Raw genomic sequence first — 23,017 nt, forward strand, 5'->3', positions numbered from 1 at the left:
CATGAGCGATACTGAAAAGCGTCTTACGGAGCTGGAAGTTCGGCTCGCTTTTATCGATGATGCCGTGCAGGCACTGGTGGCGGCCGATGCGGAGCAATCGCTGCGCATCGCCACGCTGGAACGCGTGATCCGCGATCTGCGCAGCGAGCTGGAAACGGTGCGCCTCGGGCAAGGGCCCGATCCGCACAGCGAACCGCCACCTCCGCACTACTGAAACGCTTCACCTCATAAAACGCAGCAACGCAACACCGGATTCGATCATGGCCGATTCACTGCGAGATCAGCTCTTGAAGAGCGGCATCGTCAAGCAAATCAAGGACGAGAAGCGCCAGCAGCAACCCGTTCCCAAACCGCATACGTCATTCGCCAAAGGCAAGCCGCCGCACAAGCCGAAGCCGGCGCGCAACGATGGCGAGATCGACCTGGCCAAGGCCTATGCCGTGCGCGCGCAAACGGAAGCGCAGGAGCGCAAGCGCGCCGAGCAGGAGGCGGCCGAACAGGCGCGCCTGAAACGCGAGCGCAAGGCGAAAGTGCAGAAGCTGCTGGAAGGGCAGACGCTCAACAAGGCAGATGCCGACCAGGTGCGCCATTTCGAATACGGCGGCAAGATCCGACGGGTGTATGTGGACACCATGCAACTGGCTGATCTCAATGCCGGCAAGCTCGGTATCGTGCAGAACAGCGGCCGTTATCTGCTGGTGGCGCAGACGGTGGCCGAGCAGGTGCGTGAGGTCGATCCGCACTTGGTCGCGTTGTTGGTGGATCCGGCCTCGGCGGGTGTGGACGAGGACGGCATTCCGAATGACCTGATGTGGTGACGTAGGTTGGGGTGCAAACCCCAACATGACGTAGTGGCGAGTACTCGATGTTGGGGTTTGCACCCCAACCTACGCGTTACGCGTTTTCGATCCGCGACAATGCGGCATGGTCCCATCCGTTCTTGGGCAGGAAGCGCTCGCCGTAGCGCTTGGCCAGCGTTTCCAGTTTCTGCCGCATTTTCTCCGCGCCTTCGCTGTGCACGTACTGAATCGGACCGCCGCGGAACGGCGCAAAGCCGGTGCCGAAAATCACGCCCGCATCGAGCAGATCCGCATCGTCCACGACGCCATCGCCAAGGCAGGCGACGGCTTCGTTGACCATGGCCAGGATCATGCGGTCCTGCAGGTCCGGCGGTGGGGTGTAGTCCGGGTCCACCTGTGGCTTCTGCGGTTTGCCGTCCTGCCACGTATACAGACCCTGGCCATCTTTCTTGCCGCGCTTGCCGGCTTCGAGCTTGTCTTCCAAGCCCGGCGGCAGTTCCAGGCCGAGGAACGGCGCCAGTTCCTTGCCGACCGTTGCGCAGACGTCCAGGCCAACCGTGTCGGCCAGCTCGATCGGACCCATCGGCATGCCGAAGTTTTTCGCTTCCTTGTCGAGCACCGGCCCCGGTACGCCTTCGTTGTAGAGCCGCAATGCTTCGAGCAGATAAGGCATCAGGATGCGGTTGACCAGAAACCCCGGAGTGCCTTTGACCGCCACCGGTAATTTGCCGATCGCCTTGCAGAAGGCCATTGCACGTTTTTCCACGTGGGGATCGAGCGCATCGTGGCGCACCACTTCCACCAGCGGCATTTGCGCGACGGGATTGAAGAAATGCAGGCCGAGGAAACGCTGCGGCGACGCCAGGCGTTTGCGCAATTCGTCCAGCGGAATGGACGACGTGTTGCTGGCGAGGATGCCATTACGGCTGGCCAACTGCGGCTCGATCGTGGCGTACAGCGCTTCTTTCGCTTCGGGATTTTCGAAGATCGCCTCGATCGCCAGGTCGGCGCGCGCGGCGCCAGCGCCTTCCACGTCCGCGCGCAGGCGGCGGCGTGCTTCGTCCACTTTTTCCGGCGCTTTTAGTTTTTTCTCGTACAGCGCTTGCGCACGGTCGAGCGCAGGCTGGATGAATTTCATCTCGCGGTCTTGCAGCGTGACGTCGAAACCCTTGAACGCGGCCCACGCGGCGATATCGCCACCCATCACGCCGGCGCCGACCACGTGCACGGTGCGAATGCCGGCATCGACGTCGTTGCCCAGGCCTTTGAGGCGTTCCTGCAAAAAGAAGATGCGAATGAGGTTGCGCGCGGTGGCGGTTTCCGCCAGCTTCGCGACCGAACGCGCTTCGAGTTTCAGGCGTTGCTGGATGTTGCCGCCGCCGCGTTTCCAGACATCGATCAGGGCGAACGGGGCGGGGTAGTGTTCCTTGCGCACCTTGGCCGCGGTCTGCTTGATCACCATCGGCGCGAGGATCTGGCGCGCGAGCCAGGTGTTGGTCGCCCAGGCAGTGAGCCGTTGCGCAAACGGGCGCGCGTGGGGGTGGCGCAGCAGGGCGCGGGCTTCGGCCATCAGCTCATCCGGCCGTGCCAGCCGGTCGACCACGCCCAGGCTCTTGGCCTTGCGGGCGGAGAGGGCCTTACCGGTGAGCATGATCGGCAGTGCTTCGGGCGCACCGATCAGGCGTGGCAAACGGGCCGATCCGCCCCAGCCGGGATGGATGCCCAGCATGACTTCGGGCAGCCCGATCCGCGTTTTTTCGTCGTCCGCGGCAATGCGCTGCCGGCAGGCAAGGATCAGCTCGGTACCGCCACCCATGCAAGCGCCATGCACCGCGGCCACCGTGGGGCAGGGCAGGCGTGCCAGGGCGTCGAACGCGCGTTGGCCGTTCTCGATGTTTTCCAGCACCGTGCCGTGCTTGGCGTACTCGACGAATTCCTTGATATCGGCGCCGACCGCAAAGCCGTTCGCCTTGGCCGAATGGATGATCACCCCGGCGGGTTTCTCGATCGCCAGCCGTTCCACGATCTGCCCGAGCTCATCCAGCACTTCGCGGGAAATGGCGTTGACGCTGCTGCGGGCGCGGTCGAGGGTGAGGGTAACGATGCCGCTGTCATCCAGGCTCGTTTTCCAATGATGGAAGCGCAATCCTTCGAACATGGGGTATGAGGGGGATGGCTTAGGAGGCGTTCACCATACCGTCCCGCCGCGATGATTGCGAGACGTACCATTCGGATCGGTATGGGCCGGTATGCCGCATGGATCACGCCTCTGCGTTCCGGCTATTGCGCTTCCCGTGCGACTGCGTAACGTACGAGACGCGATAACTTCTTCCCGGGCGGTATGACTTCCCTGATGGCCCCTGCGCCGCTTGCCGGCAGCGATATCTACGAGCGCATCCTGACCGCCCCAGGCGGCCTGGTCGTGCTCGAGCACGTGGACAGCGATGCGGTCATCGAACAGTTCCGTGCGCTGGCGCGCCTGAATGGGCAATCGGTCTACCTGTGGCGACAAGAAACCGGCATGGAGAACCTACGCGAGGCGCATGCGGTGATTCCTGGTTCGCAGCGCCTGGGCAACGCTTTGCGTTATATCCAGCAAAGCATCCATTTCGGTATCTACCTCCTTGCGCCCTTTCCGTTGCCGCTGGTGCCGACGGACAGCGCCCTGCTGCGGCAACTCGCGCGCGCGCCGGCCGGCCACGTGCGCCGGGTGGTGTTGCTGGATGCGCCCGACTTATTGGTGTCGAGTATCGACGATGTCGCCGTAAGGCTGGGCAGCACGGCCAACACGATCCAGCGCCCACGCCTGCGTGACGGACGATGGCTGCTGTGACCACGACAACCTTTCAAGCCGGCATCCTGCTCGTGGCCTCGCAGCGCGAACTGCGCCGCGAGCTGTTCGACGTGCTCGACCGGGAAGGCCATCCCACCATCCATTCCGCCCGCGACACCACGCATGCGGCGATCTTGTTGGAAGGGCGCGATCCGCTGGCACTGATCGTGGTGGTCTTCGACGGCGACGGCCGCGCCAGTGTCGTCTTGTGCGAGCAACTGCGCCTGCTGCCTGCCTGCGCGGACGTGCCGATCATCGCAGTGCTGCTCGATGAGGCCGCGGTCAAGCCGTTGCAGTTGCCCGCCGCAGTCGGCAGCTGGGTCTACGCGTCGCAGATCGGCACGGAACTGATCGCGCGCTGGGAGCAACTGCACAACGGAAAGAGCAAGCCCATCGCCGAGTCCGCCGTGAACGTGCCGCAGGTTGCGGTTCCAGTTGCCTCCTCGCCGGCGAACGACTACCACTACCGCTTCGCGTTCGAAGAAAACGAGGGTGACTGGCTGATCGTCGATCCGGCCGCCGAGCGCGTGGTGGAAGCCAATCCGGCCTATATACGGCGTAGCGGACTGGCCAGCAGCCTGTTGACCGGCACGCCGCTGCCGGAAGTGCTGATTTTCGAATCGGTGAGCCTGGAGAAGGCGTTGTTCGACGCCGATCGAAGCTGGCTGCAGTGCCGACGCAAATCCATCCGCGGTTACGACATCGGCGAAGCCAATGTACGCCGCGTGCGCTACAACGGCCGCGACATGGCCGCCCTGCAGTTCCGCAGCGCCAGCGCCAGCGTGCGTCCAGGCGCTGCATTGGCGGTGCTGGCGCGCCTGTTCTCCGGCACGCACGACGACGCGAGCCTGCCGGAAACCGCCCGCTTGCTGCTAGACGAAATGGAGCTGGATTACCTCGCCGTGTGGTCGGCGCGGCCGGAAGAAAGCAGCGTGCCGGTGCAGATCGTGCAGCGTTGGCGGGGCGACGAACAGGTCTGGCCCGGCCCGCAGTTGCAGAGTTCGCTGCGCCTGGTGCTTGGCGGCCGCAGCTTGATGCATCCGAACGATGCGCGCCGGCTGGCCGATGTCGATCCGTTGATCGGGCTGCTGGGCTTGCGCGGCTTCGTCGGCTTGCCCCTGCTCGATGAACGGCACAGCGTGCTGGGTGCCTTGCTGGCGGGCAGTCGTCATCCCTTCAGCGACCCCGGCATCGTGGAGCCGGTGCTGCACTGCGCCGCCGCGCATTTTGCGCATATGCTGGAACTGCGCCGCACGCGCGAACAGGGACGGGCCGAAGGCCTGCTGGACGCGCTCACCGGTTTGCCTAATCGCCTGCTGTTCAATGATCGTCTCGATACCATCATTCGCGAAGCCAACCGCACCGGCGAAACCTTTGCGGTGCTGTTCGTGGACCTGGATCGCTTCAAGTTCATCAACGATACGCTCGGCCATGCCGTCGGCGATCAAGTCTTGGTGGCCGTGACGCAACGCTTGCGCAGCAGCGTGCGCGCGTCCGACACGGTGGCGCGCTATGCCGGCGATGAATTCACGATCGTGCTGCGCCACATCGTGAAGACTGACGACGTATTGCGCGTAGCGGAAAAAATCGTGCAGCTGATGGACGCGCCGCTGCATCTGGACGATGGTCCGGAACTGCAGGTGACGGCATCCATCGGCGTCAGCTTCTTTCCGGAAGACGCGCTGGATGCCGAAACTTTGCTCAAGCACGCCGACGAAGCGATGTACGCGGCCAAGAGCGCCGGCCGCAACAATTACCGCGTCTACGATGTCAGCCCCGCGCAAGAGCAGCAGAACGCCGCGTTGAAAGCGCGGCTGCGCCATGCCGAAGGCAACGGCGAGCTGCGTGTCTTCTATCAACCGCAGGTCAATGCGCAGACGGAAGACATCGTCGGCATGGAAGCGCTGCTGCGCTGGGAGCACCCGGAACTGGGCAACATCGGCCCCGGCTTCTTCATTCCGCTGGCGGAGGAAACCGGGCTGATCGTATCCATCGGCGAGTGGGTGCTGCGCACCGCCTGCAAGCAGGCCAAGGAATGGGACGACCGCTTCGGCCTGCGCCTGCGGCTGGGCGTGAATCTTTCCGCGGTGCAGCTCATGCAGCCGGACCTGCCGGAGATCGTGGGCACGGTGCTGGAGGAAACCGGGCTCGATCCTGGCCTGCTGGAACTGGAAGTCACCGAAAGCATCAGCATCAAGGCCGCGCCGAACCTGATGGAGAACATGCAGCGGCTGCACAAGCTAGGCTGCCATATCGCCATCGACGATTTCGGCACCGGCGCGGCCTCGCTGGATTACCTGCGCAAGCTGCCGGCCGACCGCATCAAGATCGACCAGAGTTTCGTGCGCAACATCGGCGTGGACCCGGACGACGAGGCGATCGTGCGCGCCACCATCGAAATGGCCCACCGCCTGAAGCGCGGGGTGGTGGCCGAGGGCGTGGAGATCGAGCAGCACCTGCAGTTCCTGCGCGCCAACCACTGCGATGAACTGCAGGGCTACCTGTTCTGCCGGCCGCTGCCGCAGGCCAGTTTCGAGCGTCTGCTGGGCGAGCGTGAGCGGCTCTTGTCCGAACAGGGCCTGTCTGCGGTCATGGCGTAAACTCTACGCCCGCTTGAGCCACATCCGGACAGCCCTAACTTAGAATACTGATGGACTCGGTGTTCCCTGCTGAACTTGCAGGCGGGCGGCGGGTCAGAGCAGCTCATCCATCCGACGGGGAACGCATCCCGGCATGGTCCAGTGACGAAGGAGACGGCCCGGATGGGCGACAACGAACTCGATAGTGCGCTGGTTGAGCGTGTACAGAACGGAGACAGGCGCGCCTTCGATCTCCTCGTACGCAAGTATCAGAACAAGGTCATCGGCCTTATTTCCCGCTACGTGCACAACGCCGCCGAATGCGAAGACGTGGCGCAGGAGGCGTTCGTGCGGGCGTGGCGGGCGATCGGCTCGTTCCGCGGCGAGAGCGCTTTCTATACTTGGATGTACAAAATTGCGGTGAACACGGCCAAGAACCACCTGGTGGCGATGGGCCGCCGGCCGCCGACCGACGACATCGCGATCGAGGACGCGGTCTATGTACCCGGCGCCGACCGCATGCAGGAAAGCGCCACTCCCGAACGCGAATTAATGCGACAGGAAATTGAACAAACGGTATTCGCCACTGTCCAAGCCTTGCCCGAGGAGCTGCGGACGGCCATCACGCTACGTGAAGTGGAAGGCCTCAGCTACGAAGAGATCGCCGAGGCCATGGGCTGCCCGATCGGAACGGTGCGTTCACGCATCTTCCGGGCACGCGAGGCGATCGACGAAAAGTTGCGGCCGTTGCTTTCAGACCGCGAGGATCGAATGTCATGACTGAAGCCAACATGGAAAATCTTTCCGCGGCCATGGACGGTGAGCTGCCCAGGGAAGAACTGCGTTTCTTGCTGCGCAGGCTCGATCACGATGCTTCGATGCAGCGGACCTGGGCGCGCTATCACGTGGCCGGCGAAAGCCTTCGCCGCCAGCTGCCCGCCGTGGCGAGCGTCGATTTCGCAAGCCGCGTTATGGCCGCGATCGAAGGCGAGCATGCCACCGCCAAGGCGCCCAGGCGCGACTGGTTGCGCTTGTCGCTGGGTGGTGCGATCGCCGCCGGTGTCGCCGTGGCGGCCTTGATGGTGTCGCAGCCGACCGCTCCGGACACCGAACATCCGGCCCGCCTGGCCACCAACAGCGGCGCGGCATCCGCCGGCGCGCGCACCGGCGCATCGCTCGCCGCCGCCAATGCGGTGCACGCCAGCAACGATCCGCTGGCGGCCATTCCGCCTTCGTTGAGTCCCTATTCGGCTTCGGCGTTGAGCCAGCGTGCATCTGTCACGCTCGGCGATCCGGCCGACAGTCCGTTGTTCCAGCGCTATCCCAGCCAGACGTATTCCATTCATGGCTACAAGGCACTGAACAACCAGGATGGCAGCTACCTGTTGTTGATCGATACACCCCAGGCCCGGCCTGCGGCGCAAGGCGTCCGTTAAACCTCGTCTTCCGGAAGCGGTGAGCCCGGCTCGCCGCTTTCGGTACCGGCCGCCGAGGCGTCCCGTTTTCTTCATTGTTCCCCTCTCCCGTTCCGACCTGCGAGTTCCGGCGCGCGAGATGGGGCGTCTGGAACCCGAGGAGGAGTCATGAGTCATACCCATCTTGTCAGGAGCCGTATTTTCAGTGGCCTGCTCGGCTGTGCCTTAGGAGTGGGCGTGATGGCGCCCAGCGCGGTTGCCTGGGCGCAGGCTGCTCCGACCGTTGGCGGCCTGCCCGATTTCACCGGCATCGTCGAAAGGAACGCCCCGGCGGTGGTGCACGTGGAGGCCAAATATTCAGGCCGCCGTCCGAAAGGCGCCAACGGCGTGCCGCTGCAGGGTATCGACCCGGGCCAGGCGGAAATCTTCCGTCGCTTCTTCGGGATGCCGATGATGCCCTCGCCGGAAGAACAGAAGCACACCTCGCTGGGTTCAGGCTTCATCATTTCCAGCGATGGCTACATCCTCACCAACAACCACGTGGTGGATGGCGCCGATGCGGTTACCGTGCGCCTGCAGGATCGCCGCACGCTTACCGCGAAAGTGATTGGCACCGATCCCACCTATGACATCGCGCTATTGAAGGTCGATGCGGGTGGCAGCTTGCCCACGGTGGCCATCGGCGATTCCAAGCTGCTCAAGCCCGGGCAGTGGGTGCTGGCGATCGGCTCGCCGTTCGGCTTCGACTACACCGTGACCCAGGGCATCGTGAGCGCGGTCGGCCGTAACCTCGGCGCCAGGGATCAACCCTCCACCGCCTTCATCCAGACCGACGTGCCGATCAATCGCGGCAATTCCGGCGGCCCGCTGTTCAACCTGCAGGGCCAGGTGGTGGGTATCAATTCGCAGATCTATTCCGATACCGGCGGCTACCAGGGCGTTGCGTTCTCCATCCCGATCGACCTGGCCATGAATGCCGTCGACCAGTTGAAGACCAAGGGCTACGTCACGCGCGGCATGTTGGGCGTGGAGATCAAGCCGGTCGACGACGACGTCGTAAAGGCGCTGAAGCTCGACCGCGCACGGGGCGCGATCGTGGTCAATGTCTCGCCGGACAGTGCCGCGCAAAAGGCCGGTCTGCAGTCGGGTGACATCATCCTTTCCTACAACGGCCAGGACGTCCTGCAGGGCACCGATTTGCCCCCGCTGGTCGCCATGACCAAGCCGGGTTCGACGGTACCGGTCAAGATCCTGCGCGACGGCAAGGAAAAAACCGTCGAAGCCACCATCGGCGCCATGCCGCGCGACCAGAACGCCCGTTCGGCGCTGGGCAAGGCCGCACCCAGCAGCGGTTCGGATGCCTTGGGCCTGGGCGTGGAAAACGTGGACCCCTCCACGCGCAGCCAACTCGGCCTGAAGGCGGGTGAGGGGGTGGCCATTGCCAACGTGACCGGTCCGGTGGCCGCGCAGGCCGGTTTGCAACCGGGCGATGTGATCCTGATGGTCAACCAGAAGAAGGTGGGCAGCGTCGACGCCTTCCGCGCCGCCACGGCGGGTGTGAAGCCGGGCGACACCGTGCTGCTGCTGGTGCGCCGGGGCGATGCCAACAATTTCATCGCGCTCACCGTTCCCAGCGACAAGGACCAATAATCCCATCGTCAAAACGACCCGCCTACGTGGCGGGTCTTTTTCGGGCGGAAAAGACGCGCCTCTGGGCGCCGTGGGCCGGCGTTCTCAAACCATGCGATAATGACCGGCTAATATCGCCATTCCGGCGATAGCCGGCCTTTGCATCGCGCGGGGCGGTGAAGCTGACAGCGAGCCCATGGAACTGATCCGCAATTTCTCCATCATCGCCCATATCGATCACGGCAAATCGACACTTGCCGACCGCATCATCCAGATCTGCGGTGGACTTGCCGAGCGCGAGATGGAAGCCCAGGTGCTGGACAGCAATCCGATCGAGCGCGAGCGCGGCATCACTATCAAGGCGCAGTCGGTGTCGCTGCCGTACAAGGCACGCGACGGCAAGACCTACCAGCTCAATTTCATCGACACGCCCGGCCACGTCGACTTTTCTTACGAAGTCAGCCGTTCGCTGGCTGCATGCGAAGGCGCGCTGCTGGTGGTGGATGCGGCCCAGGGTGTGGAAGCGCAATCGGTCGCCAACTGCTACACCGCGGTGGAGCAGGGGTTGGAAGTGGTGCCCGTGCTCAACAAGATCGATCTGCCCACCGCCGATCCGGAAAAAGTGAAGGGCGAAATCGAAGCCGTGATCGGCATCGACGCTACCGATGCAGTCTCGGTCAGTGCCAAGACCGGCCAAAACGTGGTCGAAGTGCTCGAAGCGATCGTCGCGCGCATTCCGCCGCCGAAGCCGCGCGATACCGATCGCCTGCAGGCGTTGATCATCGATTCCTGGTTCGACAATTACCTCGGCGTGGTCTCGCTGGTGCGCGTGATGCAGGGCGAGATCAAGCCCGGCGACAAGCTGCAGGTGATGTCCACCGGCCGCGCGCACGAAGTGAGCGAAGTGGGCGTGTTCACGCCCAAACGCAAGAAGCTGGAAAAACTTTCCGCCGGCGAGGTGGGCTGGATCACCGCCTCCATCAAGGACGTGCACGGCGCGCCGGTCGGCGACACGCTGACCCTGGCAGGCAAGCCCGCGCCGCATCCGCTGCCGGGTTTCCAGACCATGCAGCCGCGCGTGTTCGCCGGCCTGTTCCCGGTCGCGGCCGACGATTATCCCGCGCTGCGAGAGGCGCTGGACAAGCTTCGCCTCAACGACGCCGCGCTGTTCTTCGAACCGGAAAGCTCCGAAGCGATGGGCTTCGGTTTCCGCTGCGGCTTCCTCGGCATGCTGCACATGGAAATCGTGCAGGAGCGCCTGGAGCGCGAATACGATCTGGACCTGATCACCACCGCGCCGACCGTCGTGTACGAAGTGCTCAAGACCGGCGGCGAGGTGATCAGGCTCGACAATCCCGCGCACTTGCCGCCCTCGACGCAGATCGAGGAAATCCGCGAGCCGATCATCGTCGCCAACATCCTCACGCCGCCGGATTACATCGGCAACATCATCACGCTGTGCGAAGAGAAGCGCGGCGTGCAGCGTTCCATCCAGTATCTGGCCACGCAGGTGCAGATCAGCTACGAGCTGCCCCTGGCCGAAGTGGTGCTGGATTTCTTCGACAAACTCAAGTCGGTGTCGCGCGGCTACGCCTCGATGGATTACCACCTGGAGCGCTTCGATGCCGGCCCGTTCGTGCGCGTGGACGTGCTCATCAACGGCGATCGCGTCGACGCGCTCAGCCTGATCGTACATCGCAGCCAGGCCGACCGCCGCGGCCGCGACCTGGTCGAGCGCATGAAGGATCTGATCCCGCGCCAGCAGTTCGATGTCGCCATCCAGGCCGCGGTCGGCGCGCAGATCATCGCGCGCTCCACGGTGAAGGCTTTGCGCAAGAACGTCCTCGCCAAATGCTACGGTGGCGACGTCAGCCGCAAGAAGAAGCTGCTGGAAAAGCAGAAAGAAGGCAAGAAACGCATGAAGCAGGTCGGTCGGGTCGAGATTCCGCAGGAAGCCTTCCTCGCCGTGCTCAAAGTGGATAAATAGCGGAGCCAACGCATGGATTTTGATTTTTCGGCCATTCTGCTCACCCTCACCGTCCTGTTCGGTGTGGTGTGGGGTCTTGATCGCTTGTTCCTGTACAGCAAGCGCAAGGCGCGCTTCGCTGCGGCGGGCGAGGAATACCGCGATCCAGCTCCAGTGGATTGGGCGCGCTCGCTGTTTCCGGTGATCTTCGTGGTGTTGCTGCTGCGTTCGTTCGTCGCCGAGCCGTTCCGCATTCCCTCCGGTTCGATGATGCCGACGCTGGACGTGGGCGATTTCATTCTGGTCAACAAATTCGCCTATGGCCTGCGCCTGCCGGCGTTCAACAACAAGGTGGTGAGCATCGGCGAGCCCAAGCGCGGCGATGTGGTGGTGTTTCGTTTCCCTGGCTACATCTGCCAGGACGACAACGGCAAGACGGTCCGCAGCGGCGATATCACCTGCGCCGATCCGCATGCGCCGATCGCCAGCCAGAACTGGATCAAGCGCGTGGTCGGCCTCCCGGGCGACACCTTGGAAGTGCACGATAGCCAGATCGTGATCAACGGCAAGCCCGTAATCGACACTCAGATCGGCCCGTTCAAGGGCAACCCCGCGCGGCAGGAAGACAACGAGCTGCTGTACTACAACGCCTCCATCTGGAGCGAGCAGCTCGGTTCGGTCAATCACCTGATCGCGCGCATGCCGGCGCGCGGTCCGACGCCGCCGATTCCCAACAGCCGCGTTCCGGCGGTGGTGCCGCCCAACTGCTACATCGTCATGGGCGACGACCGCGAGAACAGCGAAGACAGTCGCTGGTGGGGCTGCCTGCCGGAAGAGAACCTGGTCGGCAAGGCCTTCATGATCTGGTTCAGCTGGAAGGGCTGGGGCACCGGCAGCGTGGATTTCCGCCGCATCGGCACCGTCATCCATTGATGTCTACGTTGGCCGAATCGTGAACATGTCCCTGGCGATGCGTGCGTGGACCGGGCAAAGTATGCGTATCGGGTTTAGCTTCGGAACAGGGGCCGCGCCGGCGGCATAGCGAGGGGACAATGAAATCCAAACAGTCGGGCATCACGCTCATCGGCTTTATCATTGTGTTGGCCGTGGCGGGCTTTTTTGCCTATATGGCGATGAAGCTGGTGCCGGCCTATACCGAATATGCCGGCGTGGTCAAAGCCATGAATCAGATCGGCACCGAAGGCGTGGACGGCAAGACGCTGGACCAGGTTCGCCGCGATCTGCTGTTCAAGCTCGGCTTCCAGTACGTCGACGACGCCACCATCAGCCCGAAGGACATCACTATGGGGCAGGGCCCCAAGGGCAACGAGCTGCGCGTGAGCTATGACAAGGACGTACCGTTCATGTACAACGTCGATTTCCTGATCCATTTCGAAAAGAGCGTGCCCGTGGCGGGCAATGTCGCTCCACCGCAATAACAGTGGAATTGCCCTATCACTTTCGCGATCCCTCGCTGGCCGCACTTGCGCTGACGCATCGCAGTGCGGGCAAACCCAACAATGAGCGCATGGAGTTTCTCGGCGACGCCCTGCTCGGGGCGATCGTCGCCGAGATGCTCTACGAGACCCACCCCAAGGCGGCCGAAGGCGACATGTCGCGCCTACGCGCGCAACTGGTGAATGGGCAGGCGCTGGCGGCGGTGGCACGCGAGCTTGAACTGGGCGATCGCCTGAAACTCGGTTCGGGCGAACTCAAGAGCGGCGGTTTCCGGCGTGATTCCATCCTCGCCGACGCATTCGAAGCGTTGATCGCGGCGGTTTACCTGGACGGCGGCTTCGAAGCCTGCAGTACCTTCGTGCGCACGCTGTTCAACGATCGCGTCGCGGCCCTGCCGCGCGCCTCCAAGGACGCCAAGACCCGGCTGCAGGAGTGGCTGCAGGCACAAGGCTGGCCGCTGCCGCAATACGATCTGGTGGCCGCCGAAGGCGAAGAGCATGCGCGCATTTTCGAGGTGAACTGCGTCATCGTCGAGCCCATGCCGGTGATCGCGGCAGGGCGCGGCAGCAGCCGGCGGCTGGCCGAGCAGGACGCCGCCGAAGTGGTGCTGGCCCGCCTGACCGTGGCCCAGGAAGCACCGTGATCCACCCGGCCGGATCGCACCGTCTCCACGCCTGATTTTTTTTGCATGGCGACGCCGCGCGTAGTGGCGTTCGCGCGCGCGCGGCGCCATGCTTGTCCCCGACTACGAACGAGTACCTGCGCATCATGAACGACCAACGCGACGCCACCGTCGAAAACGCACTGCCGCATCCGGATTACCGCTGCGGCTTCGTGGCGCTGGTCGGCCGGCCGAACGTCGGCAAGTCGACCTTGCTCAACGCCTTGATCGGCTTTCGCCTATCGATCGTCAGTCCGCGTCCGCAAACCACGCGCCATCGAATCCTCGGCATCGCCTCCAGCGAAGCCGGGCAGGTGCTGTACGTGGATACGCCCGGCTTGCACCGCGGCGCCAAGCGGGCGATGAACCGCAGCCTCAACCGTGCCGTGCATTCCGCGCTCAGCGAAGTGGAGCTGGCGGTGCAGGTGATCGAGGCCGGACGCTGGACCGACGAAGACGAGGCGCTGTACGAGGCGCTCGGCGAACAGAGCATCCCGCGCCTGCTGGCCATCAACAAGGTGGACCTCAGCAAGGACAAGACGACGTTGCTCCCGTTCGTGGCCGAGCTGGCCCAGAAGCACAGTTTCGAGGCCATCCACTACGTCAGCGCGTTGAAACGCAAAGGCCTGGACGCGCTCACCCAGGACATTCTCGCGCGCCTGCCGGTGCGCGCACCGGTGTTCGGTGAAGACGAGATCACCGATCGCAGCGAACGCTTCCTCGCCGCGGAAATGGTGCGCGAGCAATTGATGCTGCGCCTGAATCAAGAGTTGCCGTATGCGACCACGGTGGAGATCGAGCAGTTCAAAGACCGTCCCGACGGCGTCGCGGAAATCCATGCCGTGATCTGGGTGGAACGCGAAGGGCAGAAAGCCATCGTCATCGGTCAGGGCGGTGAGCAATTGAAAGCCATCGGCAGCGGCGCGCGCCGCCACATGGAGCGGATGTTCGAGCGCAAGGTCTTCCTGCGGCTATGGGTGAAGGTGCGCGAAGGCTGGGCAGACGACGAATCGATGTTGAAGCAGTTCGGCTATACCGAATAGCGTTCCAAACGGAACCGGCATCCTCGAACCTTCTGAGCCGCCATGCTCATCGAGCAACAGCCCGCCTACGTCCTGCACTCGCGCCCTTACCGGGAAACCTCGTTGTTGCTCGAATGCCTGACCCGCGAGCATGGGCGCCTGGGTGTGGTGGCGCGCGGCGTGCGCAGTCAGCGCGGCCGCCTGCAGCGCTCGCAACTGGAGCCGTTCCAGCCGTTGGCGCTGGATCTGCAACTGCGCGGCGAACTGGCCACCCTGCGCAACGCCGAATCCACCGCGGCGCCGCTGCGGTTGCAAGGCGATGCGGGGCTGGCCGGTTTGTACGTCAACGAATTGGTGGTGCGGCTCACCGAACGGCAGGACCCGCATCCGGCGCTTTATCACGCCTATGCGCAAACCCTTGCACGCCTGGCGAGCGGCGAATCCCTGGCGTGGCATTTGCGGCGTTTCGAGCGCGATCTGCTCGGCGCGCTGGGCTATGCCCTGCAGCTCGATGTCGAGGCCGATACCGGCCAAGCGCTGCAGCCGGAGGCGCTGTACGCCTATCGTGCGGAACATGGCGCGGTGCGATGCACTCCCAACGAGCCGAATGTGCTGCGCGGTGAAGACCTGCTCGCGCTGCGCGACGATCGCATGCCCACCGCGCAAGGCTTGCATGCGCTGCGCGGCATGATGCGAGAGTTGATCCGCTTCCATCTCGGTGGTGTGGAACTGCGCGCGTGGCGGGTCTTGCGCGGTGCGCTTACGCGCCGGTGACTCGCGTATGTGGTAACCCAACCTACGACGGCTACGTTACCGAGAGTGCCTCGATGGTCTGCTGCACCGAGCGCCGAAACGCCGCCAAGGGCAACATCGCCCCGCGGTGCTCCAGTTTCAGATGCTGCTGCAACGAAACGATGTGCTCCGAGAGCGACGCCGCGCCGCAGAACCCGCACGATGAGCGCAGTTTGTGCAGGCGCGCTTCCAGCGCCTTGGTATCCGCGCTCAGCTCATCCAGTTCCCCGCAAAGGTTCAACAGTTCCTGCCGAAACAAGCCGCGCAGCGCCTGCACCACTGCCGGCGTGCCGCTGGTATTCAAGGCCAGGCTATCGTCCAGCACGGGCAGATGGCGATGGCTGGAGGTGGCCAAGGCGAGAATTTCGCGCAGATCCTGCAGCGTGCACGGCTTGGGCAGCACAGCGTGGAAGCCCGCTGCAAGCAAGGCCTGCTGCGCGTCGGTATCCAGCTCCGCGCTGCTGGCGACGGCGGGGCTGTAGACCGAGCGTGCGTGCTGGTCGTTGCGCAGGTAATTGAGGATTTCGACGGCACCGCCATCGGGCATGCGGCAATCCAGCACCAGCAGGTCGAAGGGTTCGTCGCGGGTCAGCGCTTGCGCCTCGCTGCCGCTGGCGGCGAGCGCCACGCGTGCGCCGAACTGGCGAAAGGCGTCGCCGAGAAAGCAGCGCGTGGGCGCATCGTCATCGGCCACTAGCACATAGGGCTCGGTAGCAGAAACGGGGAGGGTGTTGTCTAGCGGGTACGGCATAGTCCTGTGTCCGTATCGTTCAGCTTAGTTTGGCAGAATGATCCTTCCATGTTGTCCTTCCGCCGCCCGCTTGCTGTCTGTGCCTTCTGGACCCTGTTGTGGGCTGTGCCCGCGTGGGCCAACACCGTCGTGGTCGCCAAGCGCATCGACGTACCGGGCGCCAGCCTACAGGACGTGCATGCGCAGCTCGCGCCCGGCACGGTGCAGGATACCGTGCAGCTTAGCCTGCACGCCGGCAAGGCGGACATCCCTGCGCTCGGCTGGCGCAAGGTCGGCATGACGATCAACGGCAACCTGCGTCGCGATGCCCAGTTGCGCTGGATCTTCGATGGCACCGTGCAGCTCAGTGGCGCGCCGGGCGGCGCGCTGGGCAACGGCACGATGAGCTGGATGGTGGATGCCTCCGCCAACACGCTGGAGATCACCGCCGAACAGGGCGCGGCGCGCATCGATGCCGCGTTTCCGCTCGACCAGACCACGCACGCACAGATCAATCTGCGCAACCTGCCGGCGGGCTGGTTGCAGGGTTTGCTGGCAACCGTGTGGCCGGCGCGCGTGTCGGGCGGAAAGATCGATGCCGATCTCGCGCTGGACGTTCGCGACGAAGGTTTTCAATCCTCCGGCGACGTCACCTTTGCCGAACTCAAGTACGCCACGCCTGCCGGCAATCTCGCGGCCCAGGGCTTGAACGGGCACGCGCGTTTCTCGCTGGATGGCAGCGCGCATCCGGCGCAGCTGGCCTTGAATGGCAGCCTGCATGGCGGCGACCTGCAGATGGGGCCGGTGTTGGCCAAGCTTCCCGCGCACGAGGTGGTGGTGGATCTCGCCGCCAGTTCCGAACATGGTGGTCTCGCCATCAGTCGCCTGCGCATGGACGACGTCGATGCGCTGCAGATGGAAGGCGCGCTGGCGATCGACGCCAAGGGCAATCTGCAAAAACTTCGGCTGGATCATTTCCAGGCGCATTTTCCTGCCGCCTACGACCGCTACGGCCAACCATGGCTGGATGAGCTGACTGAATCGCACCCGCAGATCGCCGGCCAGCTCGATGGCCGTGTCGACTACGCCGGCGAGAGCCTGCGCAACTTCGCCTTCCATACCGATGGGCTGGACGTGGCCGGTGGCTCGGGCCAATGGCAAGCGAACGGGCTGCGCGGTGAATTGGACTGGTCGTCGCAGGGCGAAAAAGCCACCACCACAGTGGCATGGAATCAGTTGACCCTGCGCCAGTTCGTGTGGGGACCGACGCAATCGCGCTGGCGCAGCCGCGACGGCCTGCTCAGCCTGCAGGCGCCGCTGTCGCTGCCGACCTGGAAAGGCCAGACCCGTCTGGCGCGGCTCGACTGGCGGCCGGCGGCGGCCAAAGGCGAACGCATCGATCTGGCCGCCGACGTGCAGGGTGTGGACCTCAACGCCATCAACCAGGCCTTGGGCTGGCAGCCGTTCCCCGGCACGCTGGACGGCAGCATCTCCGCCATCCATTGGACCGGCGATCGCTATGCGCTGGAAGGCCAGCTCACTGCCAAGGCGTTCGGCGGCAGCGCCGCGATCGATCACATCACGGTGCAGCAGCCGTTGAGCAGCGCGCCGGCATGGGGCGGTGACGTAACGCTGCATCAGATCGATCTCGCACCGCTGGCCGATACCTTCAACTTCGGCGCCATGAGCGGGCACCTGGACGGCAGCATCAACGGCTTGCAACTGGTCGGCGGTACGCCGGTGGCGTTCAAGGCGTCCTTGCTGGCGCAGGGCGGCGGACGCATCAGCCTGCGCGCGGCCAACAATCTTTCCGTCGTCACCGGCGGCAATCCGGCCAGCGGTCTGCAGGGAGCGGTGATGAAGCTGTTCAAGGCCGCGAGCTACAAGCGCATGGGCCTGGACATCAGCCTGCAGAACGGCGTCTGCGCGCTGAGCGGACTGGACGGCGACGCCAGCGGCTATTCGATCGTCGAGGGTTCCGGCCTGCCGTACCTGCACGTCACCGGCACGCAGAACCGGATCGACTGGCCATTGCTGATCAGGCGCCTGAAGACGGCCACCCAGGGCGCCGTCGCCGAGCGTTAAGCGGGCGCGGCAAGCGTGCGCACCGCCGCTGGTATCATGGGCGGCCAGCCGGGCCGGCGAGGCCTTGAGTCCTTCCCTTTGCGCGTTTGCCGGGTCGCTGCGATCCAGGCGCGCCACACCCCAAGAGTGCCGATGAAAGAGTTCGAAGCCGCCATCACCGACCTGAGTCACGACGGCCGTGGCGTAGCCCGCATCGACGGCAAGACGGTGTTCGTCAGCGGCGCCTTGCTGGGCGAGCAGGTGCGCCTCAAGATCCGCAAGCGCCACCGCAATTTCGACGAGGCGGAAACCGTCGAGATCCTCACCCGCTCGCCACACCGCGTCGAACCGCGCTGCAGCCATTTTGGCCAATGCGGCGGCTGCTCGCTGCAACACTTGGATGCGGCCTCGCAAATCGAAGCGAAGCAGCGCGTGCTGCTCGACAACTTCGTGCGCATCGGCAAGGTCGAACCGGACACCTGGCTGCCGCCGCTCACCGGCGAAGCCTGGGGCTACCGCCGCAAGGGCCGTCTGTCGGTGCGCGCGGTGGCGAAAAAGGGCCGCGTGCTGGTGGGCTTTCGCGAAGAAAGCAATCCGCGTTTCGTCGCCGACATCACGCATTGCGACGTCGTGCATCCCGCGCTCGGCCCGAAGATCGGCTTGCTGGGCGAACTGGTCGGCAGCATGGACGCCGCAGCCGATATCGCGCAGATCGAATTCGCGGCCGGCGACGACACCATCGCGCTGGTGTTCCGTCATCTCAAACCCTTGAGCGAAAGCGATCGTGCCAAGCTCGTGGCCTTCGCGCAGCAACATGGCTTTGCCATCTATCTGCAGCCCGGCGGCGTCAGCAGCGTGCATCCGCTGTGGCCGGAACATCCACGCCTGGCTTTTCGCGTGCCCGCCGGCGAAGGCGTGGAAGACGTGGAGCTGGAATTCCAGCCGCTGGATTTCGTGCAGGTCAACGCTGGGTTGAATCGCCGCATGATGCTGCGCACGCTGGAACTGCTCGATCCGCAGCCGCAGGATCACGTGCTGGACCTGTTCTGCGGCCTGGGTAATTTCACCTTGCCGCTGGCGCGCCGCGTCGCCGAAGTCACCGGTGTGGAAGGCGAGCATGGCCTGGTGGCGCGCGCCGCGGACAACGCCGCACGCAATGGATTGACCAACGCACGTTTCCAGGTGGCCAATTTGTTCGAAGATCAGCGCGGCACCGATTGGGCGCGCAAGCCGTGGGACAAGCTGCTGCTCGATCCGCCGCGCGCCGGCGCGGACAAGGTGCTGGAGTACCTGCCGCACAAACAGACCAGCCGCATCGTTTACGTGTCCTGTCATCCCGCATCGCTGGCGCGCGACGCCGGCATCCTCGTCAACCAGCATGGTTTTCGCCTCAGGGCGGCCGGCGTGATGGACATGTTTCCGCACACCGCGCACGTCGAATCGATTGCGCTGTTCGAACGCGGGTAAAATGCGGCGATGGCTATCGAAATCGAACGCAAATTCCTGCTCGCCAACGACGACTGGCGCGCACAGGTAAGCGCCAGCAAGCCCATCGCGCAAGGCTATCTGGTGGACGTGCGCGCGCTGCGCGACGGCACCGCGCGCGCGTCGGTGCGCGTGCGCATCAGCGGCGACCAGGCCTGGCTCAACATCAAGTCGGTGGAACTGGGCGTGGCGCGTGCCGAATACGAGTTGCCGCTGCCGCTGGACGATGCGCAAACCATGCTGGCCACGCTGTGCAACGGCGTGCTTGAAAAGATTCGCCACCACGTCGAGATCGACGGCTGGCTGTTCGAAGTCGACGAATTCCTCGGCGCCAACCGCGGCCTGTTCGTGGCCGAGGTGGAACTGCCGGAAAAGGATGCCGTGTTTCCGCGCCCGGCCTGGCTGGGACGCGAAGTAAGCACGCAGGCGCGCTACTACAACGTCAACCTGATCGAGCGTCCGTATACCGAATGGCATGAGGACGAACGCCGCGCCCTTGACGTGGCGGCAGGGGAGCACGGCTGATGCTGTTGATCGGCGTTGCCGGCACCGAACTGCTGCCGCACGAACATGCGTGGCTCACTGCGCCCGGTGTGGCAGGTGTGATCCTGTTTGCGCGCAATTATAAACATCGCGAGCAGCTCGTGGCCTTGGCCGAATCGATTCGCGCGGTCGCCGGCGAAGACGTGCTGATCGCCGTCGACCAGGAAGGCGGCGCCGTACAGCGCTTCCGCGACGACTTCACGCGACTGCCGGCGCTGGCGAAAATCGGCGCGGTTTACGATCGCGATCCGGCGCAGGCGATCGAACTGGCGCAGGAGCACGCCTGGCTGATGGCCAGCGAATTGCGCGCCAGCGGCATCGATTTCAGTTTTGCGCCGGTGGCCGATCTGGCGCGCGGCAACGCGGCGATCGGCACGCGCGCGTTCCACGCCGATCCGGATATCGCCGGTGAACTGGTCCACGCCTATGTGCGCGGCATCCACCTGGGCGGCATGGCCGCGGTGCTCAAGCATTTTCCCGGCCATGGCTCGGTGGCCGTCGACACGCACAAGGCGCAGGCGATCGATCCGCGTTCGCTGGATGAGATACGCCGCGACGATCTGCGGCCGTTCCTGGAAGGTTTCTCCGCGCATGCCGAAGCGGTGATGATGGCGCACGTGGTGTATCCGGCGGTGGACGAACCGCCTGCGGGTTACTCGCGCTGTTGGATCCAGGACATCCTGCGCGCAGAACTTGGTTTCAAAGGCGCCGTGATCAGCGACGACATCAGCATGGCCGCCGCGGGCGTGGCCGGTGGCGTGGCCGAGCGCGTGCATGCGCACCTTGAGGCTGGCTGCGATCTGGTGCTGGCGTGTTTTCCGGACGTGGTGGAAGAAGCCATCGCCGCCATGCCCAAGCCTGATGACGCCAGTGTGCAACGCATCGCCGCATTGCGCGGCGCGGTCGGTTCGACCTGGGCCAGTTTGCTCGACAATCCGCAGCGCGATCAATTCGTCGCGCGTGTCACCGCATTGGACGTTTGAGGATTCCCATGAGCACATCTACCTCCACCAAGACCGTGCCTTCCCTGGCCGAGGCGTTGACCCGTTCGGATGTCCTGGTCAAGCGCGAAGCACTGGAAGCCGTGATCGCGGACATGGGTCGCGCCATCGATACCGCGCTCGATGGCGAGCGCGCGGTGTTTCTCACCGTGATGAACGGCGCGCTGATGTTCGGCGCACAGCTCGCCTTGGCGATCCGCACCGATCTCGAATTCGACTACGTGCACGCCACGCGTTATCGCGGCGCCACCAGCGGCAACGAACTGGTCTGGCTGCGCGAGCCTACCGCCGACTTGCAGGGCCGCACCGTGTTGTTGGTAGATGACATTCTCGACGAAGGGCACACGCTCAAAGCCGTGCGGGACGATTGCCTGCGTCGCGGCGCCAAGCGCGTGCTGATCGTCACTCTGTGTCGCAAAGAACATGGCCGCTGCGTGGAAGGCATCCACAGTGATTTCAACGGCGTGGAGCTGCCCGATCGCTATGTCTTCGGTTATGGCATGGACTATTACGAGCAGGGCCGTAACCTGCCTGCCATTTACGCGTTGAAAGAATAATGCCGGGGTAGGTTGGGGTGATGACCCTAACATCGCCACCTCCACTTCCATCCGCGTTGGGGTGGTCACCCCAAACCTACATTGCATGACAGGACTTTCGTGATGAGTCTTCCCATCGACCTGGCCGTGATCGGCGGCAGCGGCTTATATCAGTTTCCCGGCCTGGAAAACGCCACCCGGCAAAGCGTGGACACGCCGTATGGCCCGGCATCCGGCGACGTGGTGGTGGGTGATTTCGCGGGTCGGCGCATCGCCTTTCTCGCTCGCCACGGCGAAAGCCACACCTTGCCGCCGCATCGCGTGAACTACCGCGCGAACGTATGGGCCTTGCATCACCTCGGCGCGCGTCGAGTGGTCGGGGTGAATGCGGTCGGCGGCATCCGGCATGACATGGGGCCGCGCGTCATCGTGGTGCCGGACCAGGTCATCGACTACACCCACGGGCGCTATACCAGCTTCTGCGACGTGGAAGGCGCCGAGGTGAAGCACATCGATTTCAGCGAGCCCTATACGGCATCCCTGCGTATTGCCCTGCTCGACGCGGCAAGCAGGGCGGGCATCGCGGTGATCGACGGCGGCTGCTACGGCGCCACCCAGGGACCGCGCCTGGAAACCCGCGCGGAGATCGCGCGCATGAAACGCGACGGCTGTGATCTGGTTGGCATGACCGGCATGCCCGAAGCGGCCCTGGCGCGCGAACTCGAACTGGATTACGCCTGCCTGGCCCTGGTCGCCAACTTCGCCGCCGGCTGCGGCGACGAAGCGGAAATCAGCATCGAAGAGATCTTTGCGCACCTGGCGGCGGCCACCGCGGCAGTGCCGCCGATGCTTGCCGAACTGCTCAAAAGCTGAGCAACGGATGGCGCCCCGATTACCCCACTAAACGCAGTGCATATTGCGCTTTAACCAAAAACATGCAGATACTTTCGCTGTGCCAGGGGCGGCGGACCTAGGGGTAGAGGTGGTTCTCGCAGAGACTTGGTGCATCCAGTCCTTAAAGATTCAGAGGTTCACGCAATGTCTAGCGGTACGGTTAAGTGGTTCAACGACGCCAAGGGGTTTGGCTTTATTGCGCCGGACGATGGTGCCGAGGACGTATTCGTCCACTTCTCGGCCATTAACGCCAAAGGCTTTCGCAGCCTTCAGGAAGGCCAGAAGGTCACCTTCGAAGTAACCAACGGCCCGAAGGGTAAGCAGGCGTCCAACGTCCAGCCTGTATAAGTTGCCGTTGCTTCAGTCATTTCAAGAAAGCCTTGCCTAGCGCAAGGCTTTTTTTTGGGCGTGATTTGGATCGATGCAAAACGATCGGCTCACGCCACGACCTGCAGCCGCGTCAGCAAACGTAATCGCATGGACTCGCCCCCGCTCCGACAAGGCCTCTGGGGCCAGCGGAGGAGAGTAAAACTCTTCACCGTCCTGTAATGAGCGAGGGCGAGTCATGAACAAGCGTACTCCTGTTGTCGAAGCGAACGAATTGGCGGT

At 64.1% G+C, this 23,017-nt stretch carries 22 protein-coding genes; 20 read left to right on the forward strand and 2 right to left on the reverse strand.

What is annotated here, in order from left to right:
* The first annotated feature begins 1 nt into the window (after position 1).
* Together ACTHNE_RS03240 and ACTHNE_RS03245 are read left to right on the forward strand one after the other, a co-directional pair.
* Positions 2–214, forward strand: a complete 213-nt coding sequence (locus tag ACTHNE_RS03240) for a SlyX family protein (protein ID WP_324936938.1) — start codon at positions 2–4, stop codon at positions 212–214.
* A gap of 46 nt (positions 215–260) precedes the next feature.
* Positions 261–818 carry a DUF2058 domain-containing protein gene (locus tag ACTHNE_RS03245; protein ID WP_324936936.1) on the forward strand — a complete coding sequence of 186 codons (558 nt, stop codon included), beginning with the start codon at positions 261–263 and terminating at the stop codon, positions 816–818.
* A 76-nt stretch (positions 819–894) separates the two neighbouring features.
* On the opposite strand, the gene ACTHNE_RS03250 is transcribed toward ACTHNE_RS03245, so the two are convergent.
* Entirely contained in the window at positions 895–2,958 is a 2,064-nt protein-coding gene (locus ACTHNE_RS03250; RefSeq protein ID WP_440268550.1) for a 3-hydroxyacyl-CoA dehydrogenase NAD-binding domain-containing protein, read from the reverse strand.
* Positions 2,959–3,153: 195 nt separating this feature from the next.
* On the opposite strand from ACTHNE_RS03250, the gene ACTHNE_RS03255 reads away from it, so the two are divergent.
* From ACTHNE_RS03255 to recO, 11 genes are all read left to right on the forward strand, one after another.
* Positions 3,154–3,633: a hypothetical protein gene (locus ACTHNE_RS03255; protein ID WP_440268551.1), complete on the forward strand. Its 480-nt coding sequence runs from the start codon at positions 3,154–3,156 to the stop codon at positions 3,631–3,633.
* The gene (locus ACTHNE_RS03260) at positions 3,630–6,233 is read left to right on the forward strand and encodes a putative bifunctional diguanylate cyclase/phosphodiesterase (RefSeq protein ID WP_440268552.1); all 2,604 of its coding nucleotides are present in this window, start codon (positions 3,630–3,632) and stop codon (positions 6,231–6,233) included. Before ACTHNE_RS03255 ends, ACTHNE_RS03260 begins: the two co-directional genes overlap by 4 nt.
* A 162-nt stretch (positions 6,234–6,395) precedes the next feature.
* The gene (gene rpoE / locus ACTHNE_RS03265) at positions 6,396–6,992 is read left to right on the forward strand and encodes an RNA polymerase sigma factor RpoE (RefSeq protein ID WP_324945203.1); all 597 of its coding nucleotides are present in this window, start codon (positions 6,396–6,398) and stop codon (positions 6,990–6,992) included.
* Positions 6,989–7,648, forward strand: coding sequence for a sigma-E factor negative regulatory protein (locus ACTHNE_RS03270; RefSeq protein ID WP_324945201.1), 660 nt, complete (start codon positions 6,989–6,991; stop codon positions 7,646–7,648). Before rpoE ends, ACTHNE_RS03270 begins: the two co-directional genes overlap by 4 nt.
* A gap of 147 nt (positions 7,649–7,795) precedes the next feature.
* On the forward strand, positions 7,796–9,277 hold the full coding sequence (locus tag ACTHNE_RS03275) for a DegQ family serine endoprotease (protein ID WP_440268553.1): 1,482 nt from the start codon (positions 7,796–7,798) through the stop codon (positions 9,275–9,277).
* A gap of 175 nt (positions 9,278–9,452) precedes the next feature.
* The gene (lepA, locus tag ACTHNE_RS03280; RefSeq protein ID WP_440268554.1) at positions 9,453–11,243 is read left to right on the forward strand and encodes a translation elongation factor 4; all 1,791 of its coding nucleotides are present in this window, start codon (positions 9,453–9,455) and stop codon (positions 11,241–11,243) included.
* Between the two features lie 12 nt (positions 11,244–11,255).
* On the forward strand, positions 11,256–12,155 hold the full coding sequence (gene lepB, locus ACTHNE_RS03285) for a signal peptidase I (protein WP_324942553.1): 900 nt from the start codon (positions 11,256–11,258) through the stop codon (positions 12,153–12,155).
* A 119-nt stretch (positions 12,156–12,274) separates the two neighbouring features.
* Positions 12,275–12,661 (forward strand): DUF4845 domain-containing protein, encoded by a 387-nt coding sequence (locus ACTHNE_RS03290; protein WP_324942556.1) that lies wholly within the window; start codon positions 12,275–12,277, stop codon positions 12,659–12,661.
* Positions 12,662–12,663: 2 nt separating this feature from the next.
* On the forward strand, positions 12,664–13,323 hold the full coding sequence (gene rnc, locus ACTHNE_RS03295) for a ribonuclease III (RefSeq protein WP_324942558.1): 660 nt from the start codon (positions 12,664–12,666) through the stop codon (positions 13,321–13,323).
* A 125-nt stretch (positions 13,324–13,448) separates the two neighbouring features.
* Positions 13,449–14,384, forward strand: a complete 936-nt coding sequence (gene era / locus ACTHNE_RS03300) for a GTPase Era (protein ID WP_324942561.1) — start codon at positions 13,449–13,451, stop codon at positions 14,382–14,384.
* Between the two features lie 42 nt (positions 14,385–14,426).
* The gene (gene recO / locus ACTHNE_RS03305; protein WP_324942564.1) at positions 14,427–15,137 is read left to right on the forward strand and encodes a DNA repair protein RecO; all 711 of its coding nucleotides are present in this window, start codon (positions 14,427–14,429) and stop codon (positions 15,135–15,137) included.
* A gap of 31 nt (positions 15,138–15,168) precedes the next feature.
* Here the strand turns inward: recO and ACTHNE_RS03310 are convergent, their stop codons facing one another.
* Positions 15,169–15,906, reverse strand: a complete 738-nt coding sequence (locus ACTHNE_RS03310; protein ID WP_324942567.1) for a response regulator — start codon at positions 15,904–15,906, stop codon at positions 15,169–15,171.
* A gap of 48 nt (positions 15,907–15,954) precedes the next feature.
* On the opposite strand from ACTHNE_RS03310, the gene ACTHNE_RS03315 reads away from it, so the two are divergent.
* The 7 genes from ACTHNE_RS03315 to ACTHNE_RS03345 all read left to right on the forward strand — a co-directional run bounded on the left by ACTHNE_RS03315 (position 15,955) and on the right by ACTHNE_RS03345 (position 22,756).
* Positions 15,955–17,970: a hypothetical protein gene (locus ACTHNE_RS03315; RefSeq protein WP_440268555.1), complete on the forward strand. Its 2,016-nt coding sequence runs from the start codon at positions 15,955–15,957 to the stop codon at positions 17,968–17,970.
* Positions 17,971–18,102: 132 nt separating this feature from the next.
* Positions 18,103–19,416, forward strand: coding sequence for a 23S rRNA (uracil(1939)-C(5))-methyltransferase RlmD (gene rlmD, locus ACTHNE_RS03320; RefSeq protein ID WP_440268556.1), 1,314 nt, complete (start codon positions 18,103–18,105; stop codon positions 19,414–19,416).
* Between the two features lie 9 nt (positions 19,417–19,425).
* Positions 19,426–19,959, forward strand: a complete 534-nt coding sequence (locus ACTHNE_RS03325) for a CYTH domain-containing protein (protein WP_324942575.1) — start codon at positions 19,426–19,428, stop codon at positions 19,957–19,959.
* Positions 19,959–20,960, forward strand: coding sequence for a beta-N-acetylhexosaminidase (gene nagZ / locus ACTHNE_RS03330; RefSeq protein WP_440268557.1), 1,002 nt, complete (start codon positions 19,959–19,961; stop codon positions 20,958–20,960). Before ACTHNE_RS03325 ends, nagZ begins: the two co-directional genes overlap by 1 nt.
* 8 nt (positions 20,961–20,968) lie before the next feature.
* Positions 20,969–21,535, forward strand: coding sequence for a hypoxanthine-guanine phosphoribosyltransferase (locus ACTHNE_RS03335; protein WP_324942582.1), 567 nt, complete (start codon positions 20,969–20,971; stop codon positions 21,533–21,535).
* A gap of 102 nt (positions 21,536–21,637) precedes the next feature.
* Positions 21,638–22,387, forward strand: a complete 750-nt coding sequence (locus ACTHNE_RS03340) for an S-methyl-5'-thioinosine phosphorylase (protein WP_324942585.1) — start codon at positions 21,638–21,640, stop codon at positions 22,385–22,387.
* 165 nt (positions 22,388–22,552) lie between these two features.
* Positions 22,553–22,756, forward strand: coding sequence for a cold-shock protein (locus ACTHNE_RS03345; RefSeq protein ID WP_324942588.1), 204 nt, complete (start codon positions 22,553–22,555; stop codon positions 22,754–22,756).
* Positions 22,757–23,017 lie beyond the last annotated feature (261 nt).

The sequence above is a fragment of the Dyella sp. genome, assembly GCF_051954575.1.
Taxonomy (GTDB): Bacteria; Pseudomonadota; Gammaproteobacteria; order Xanthomonadales; family Rhodanobacteraceae; genus Dyella_B.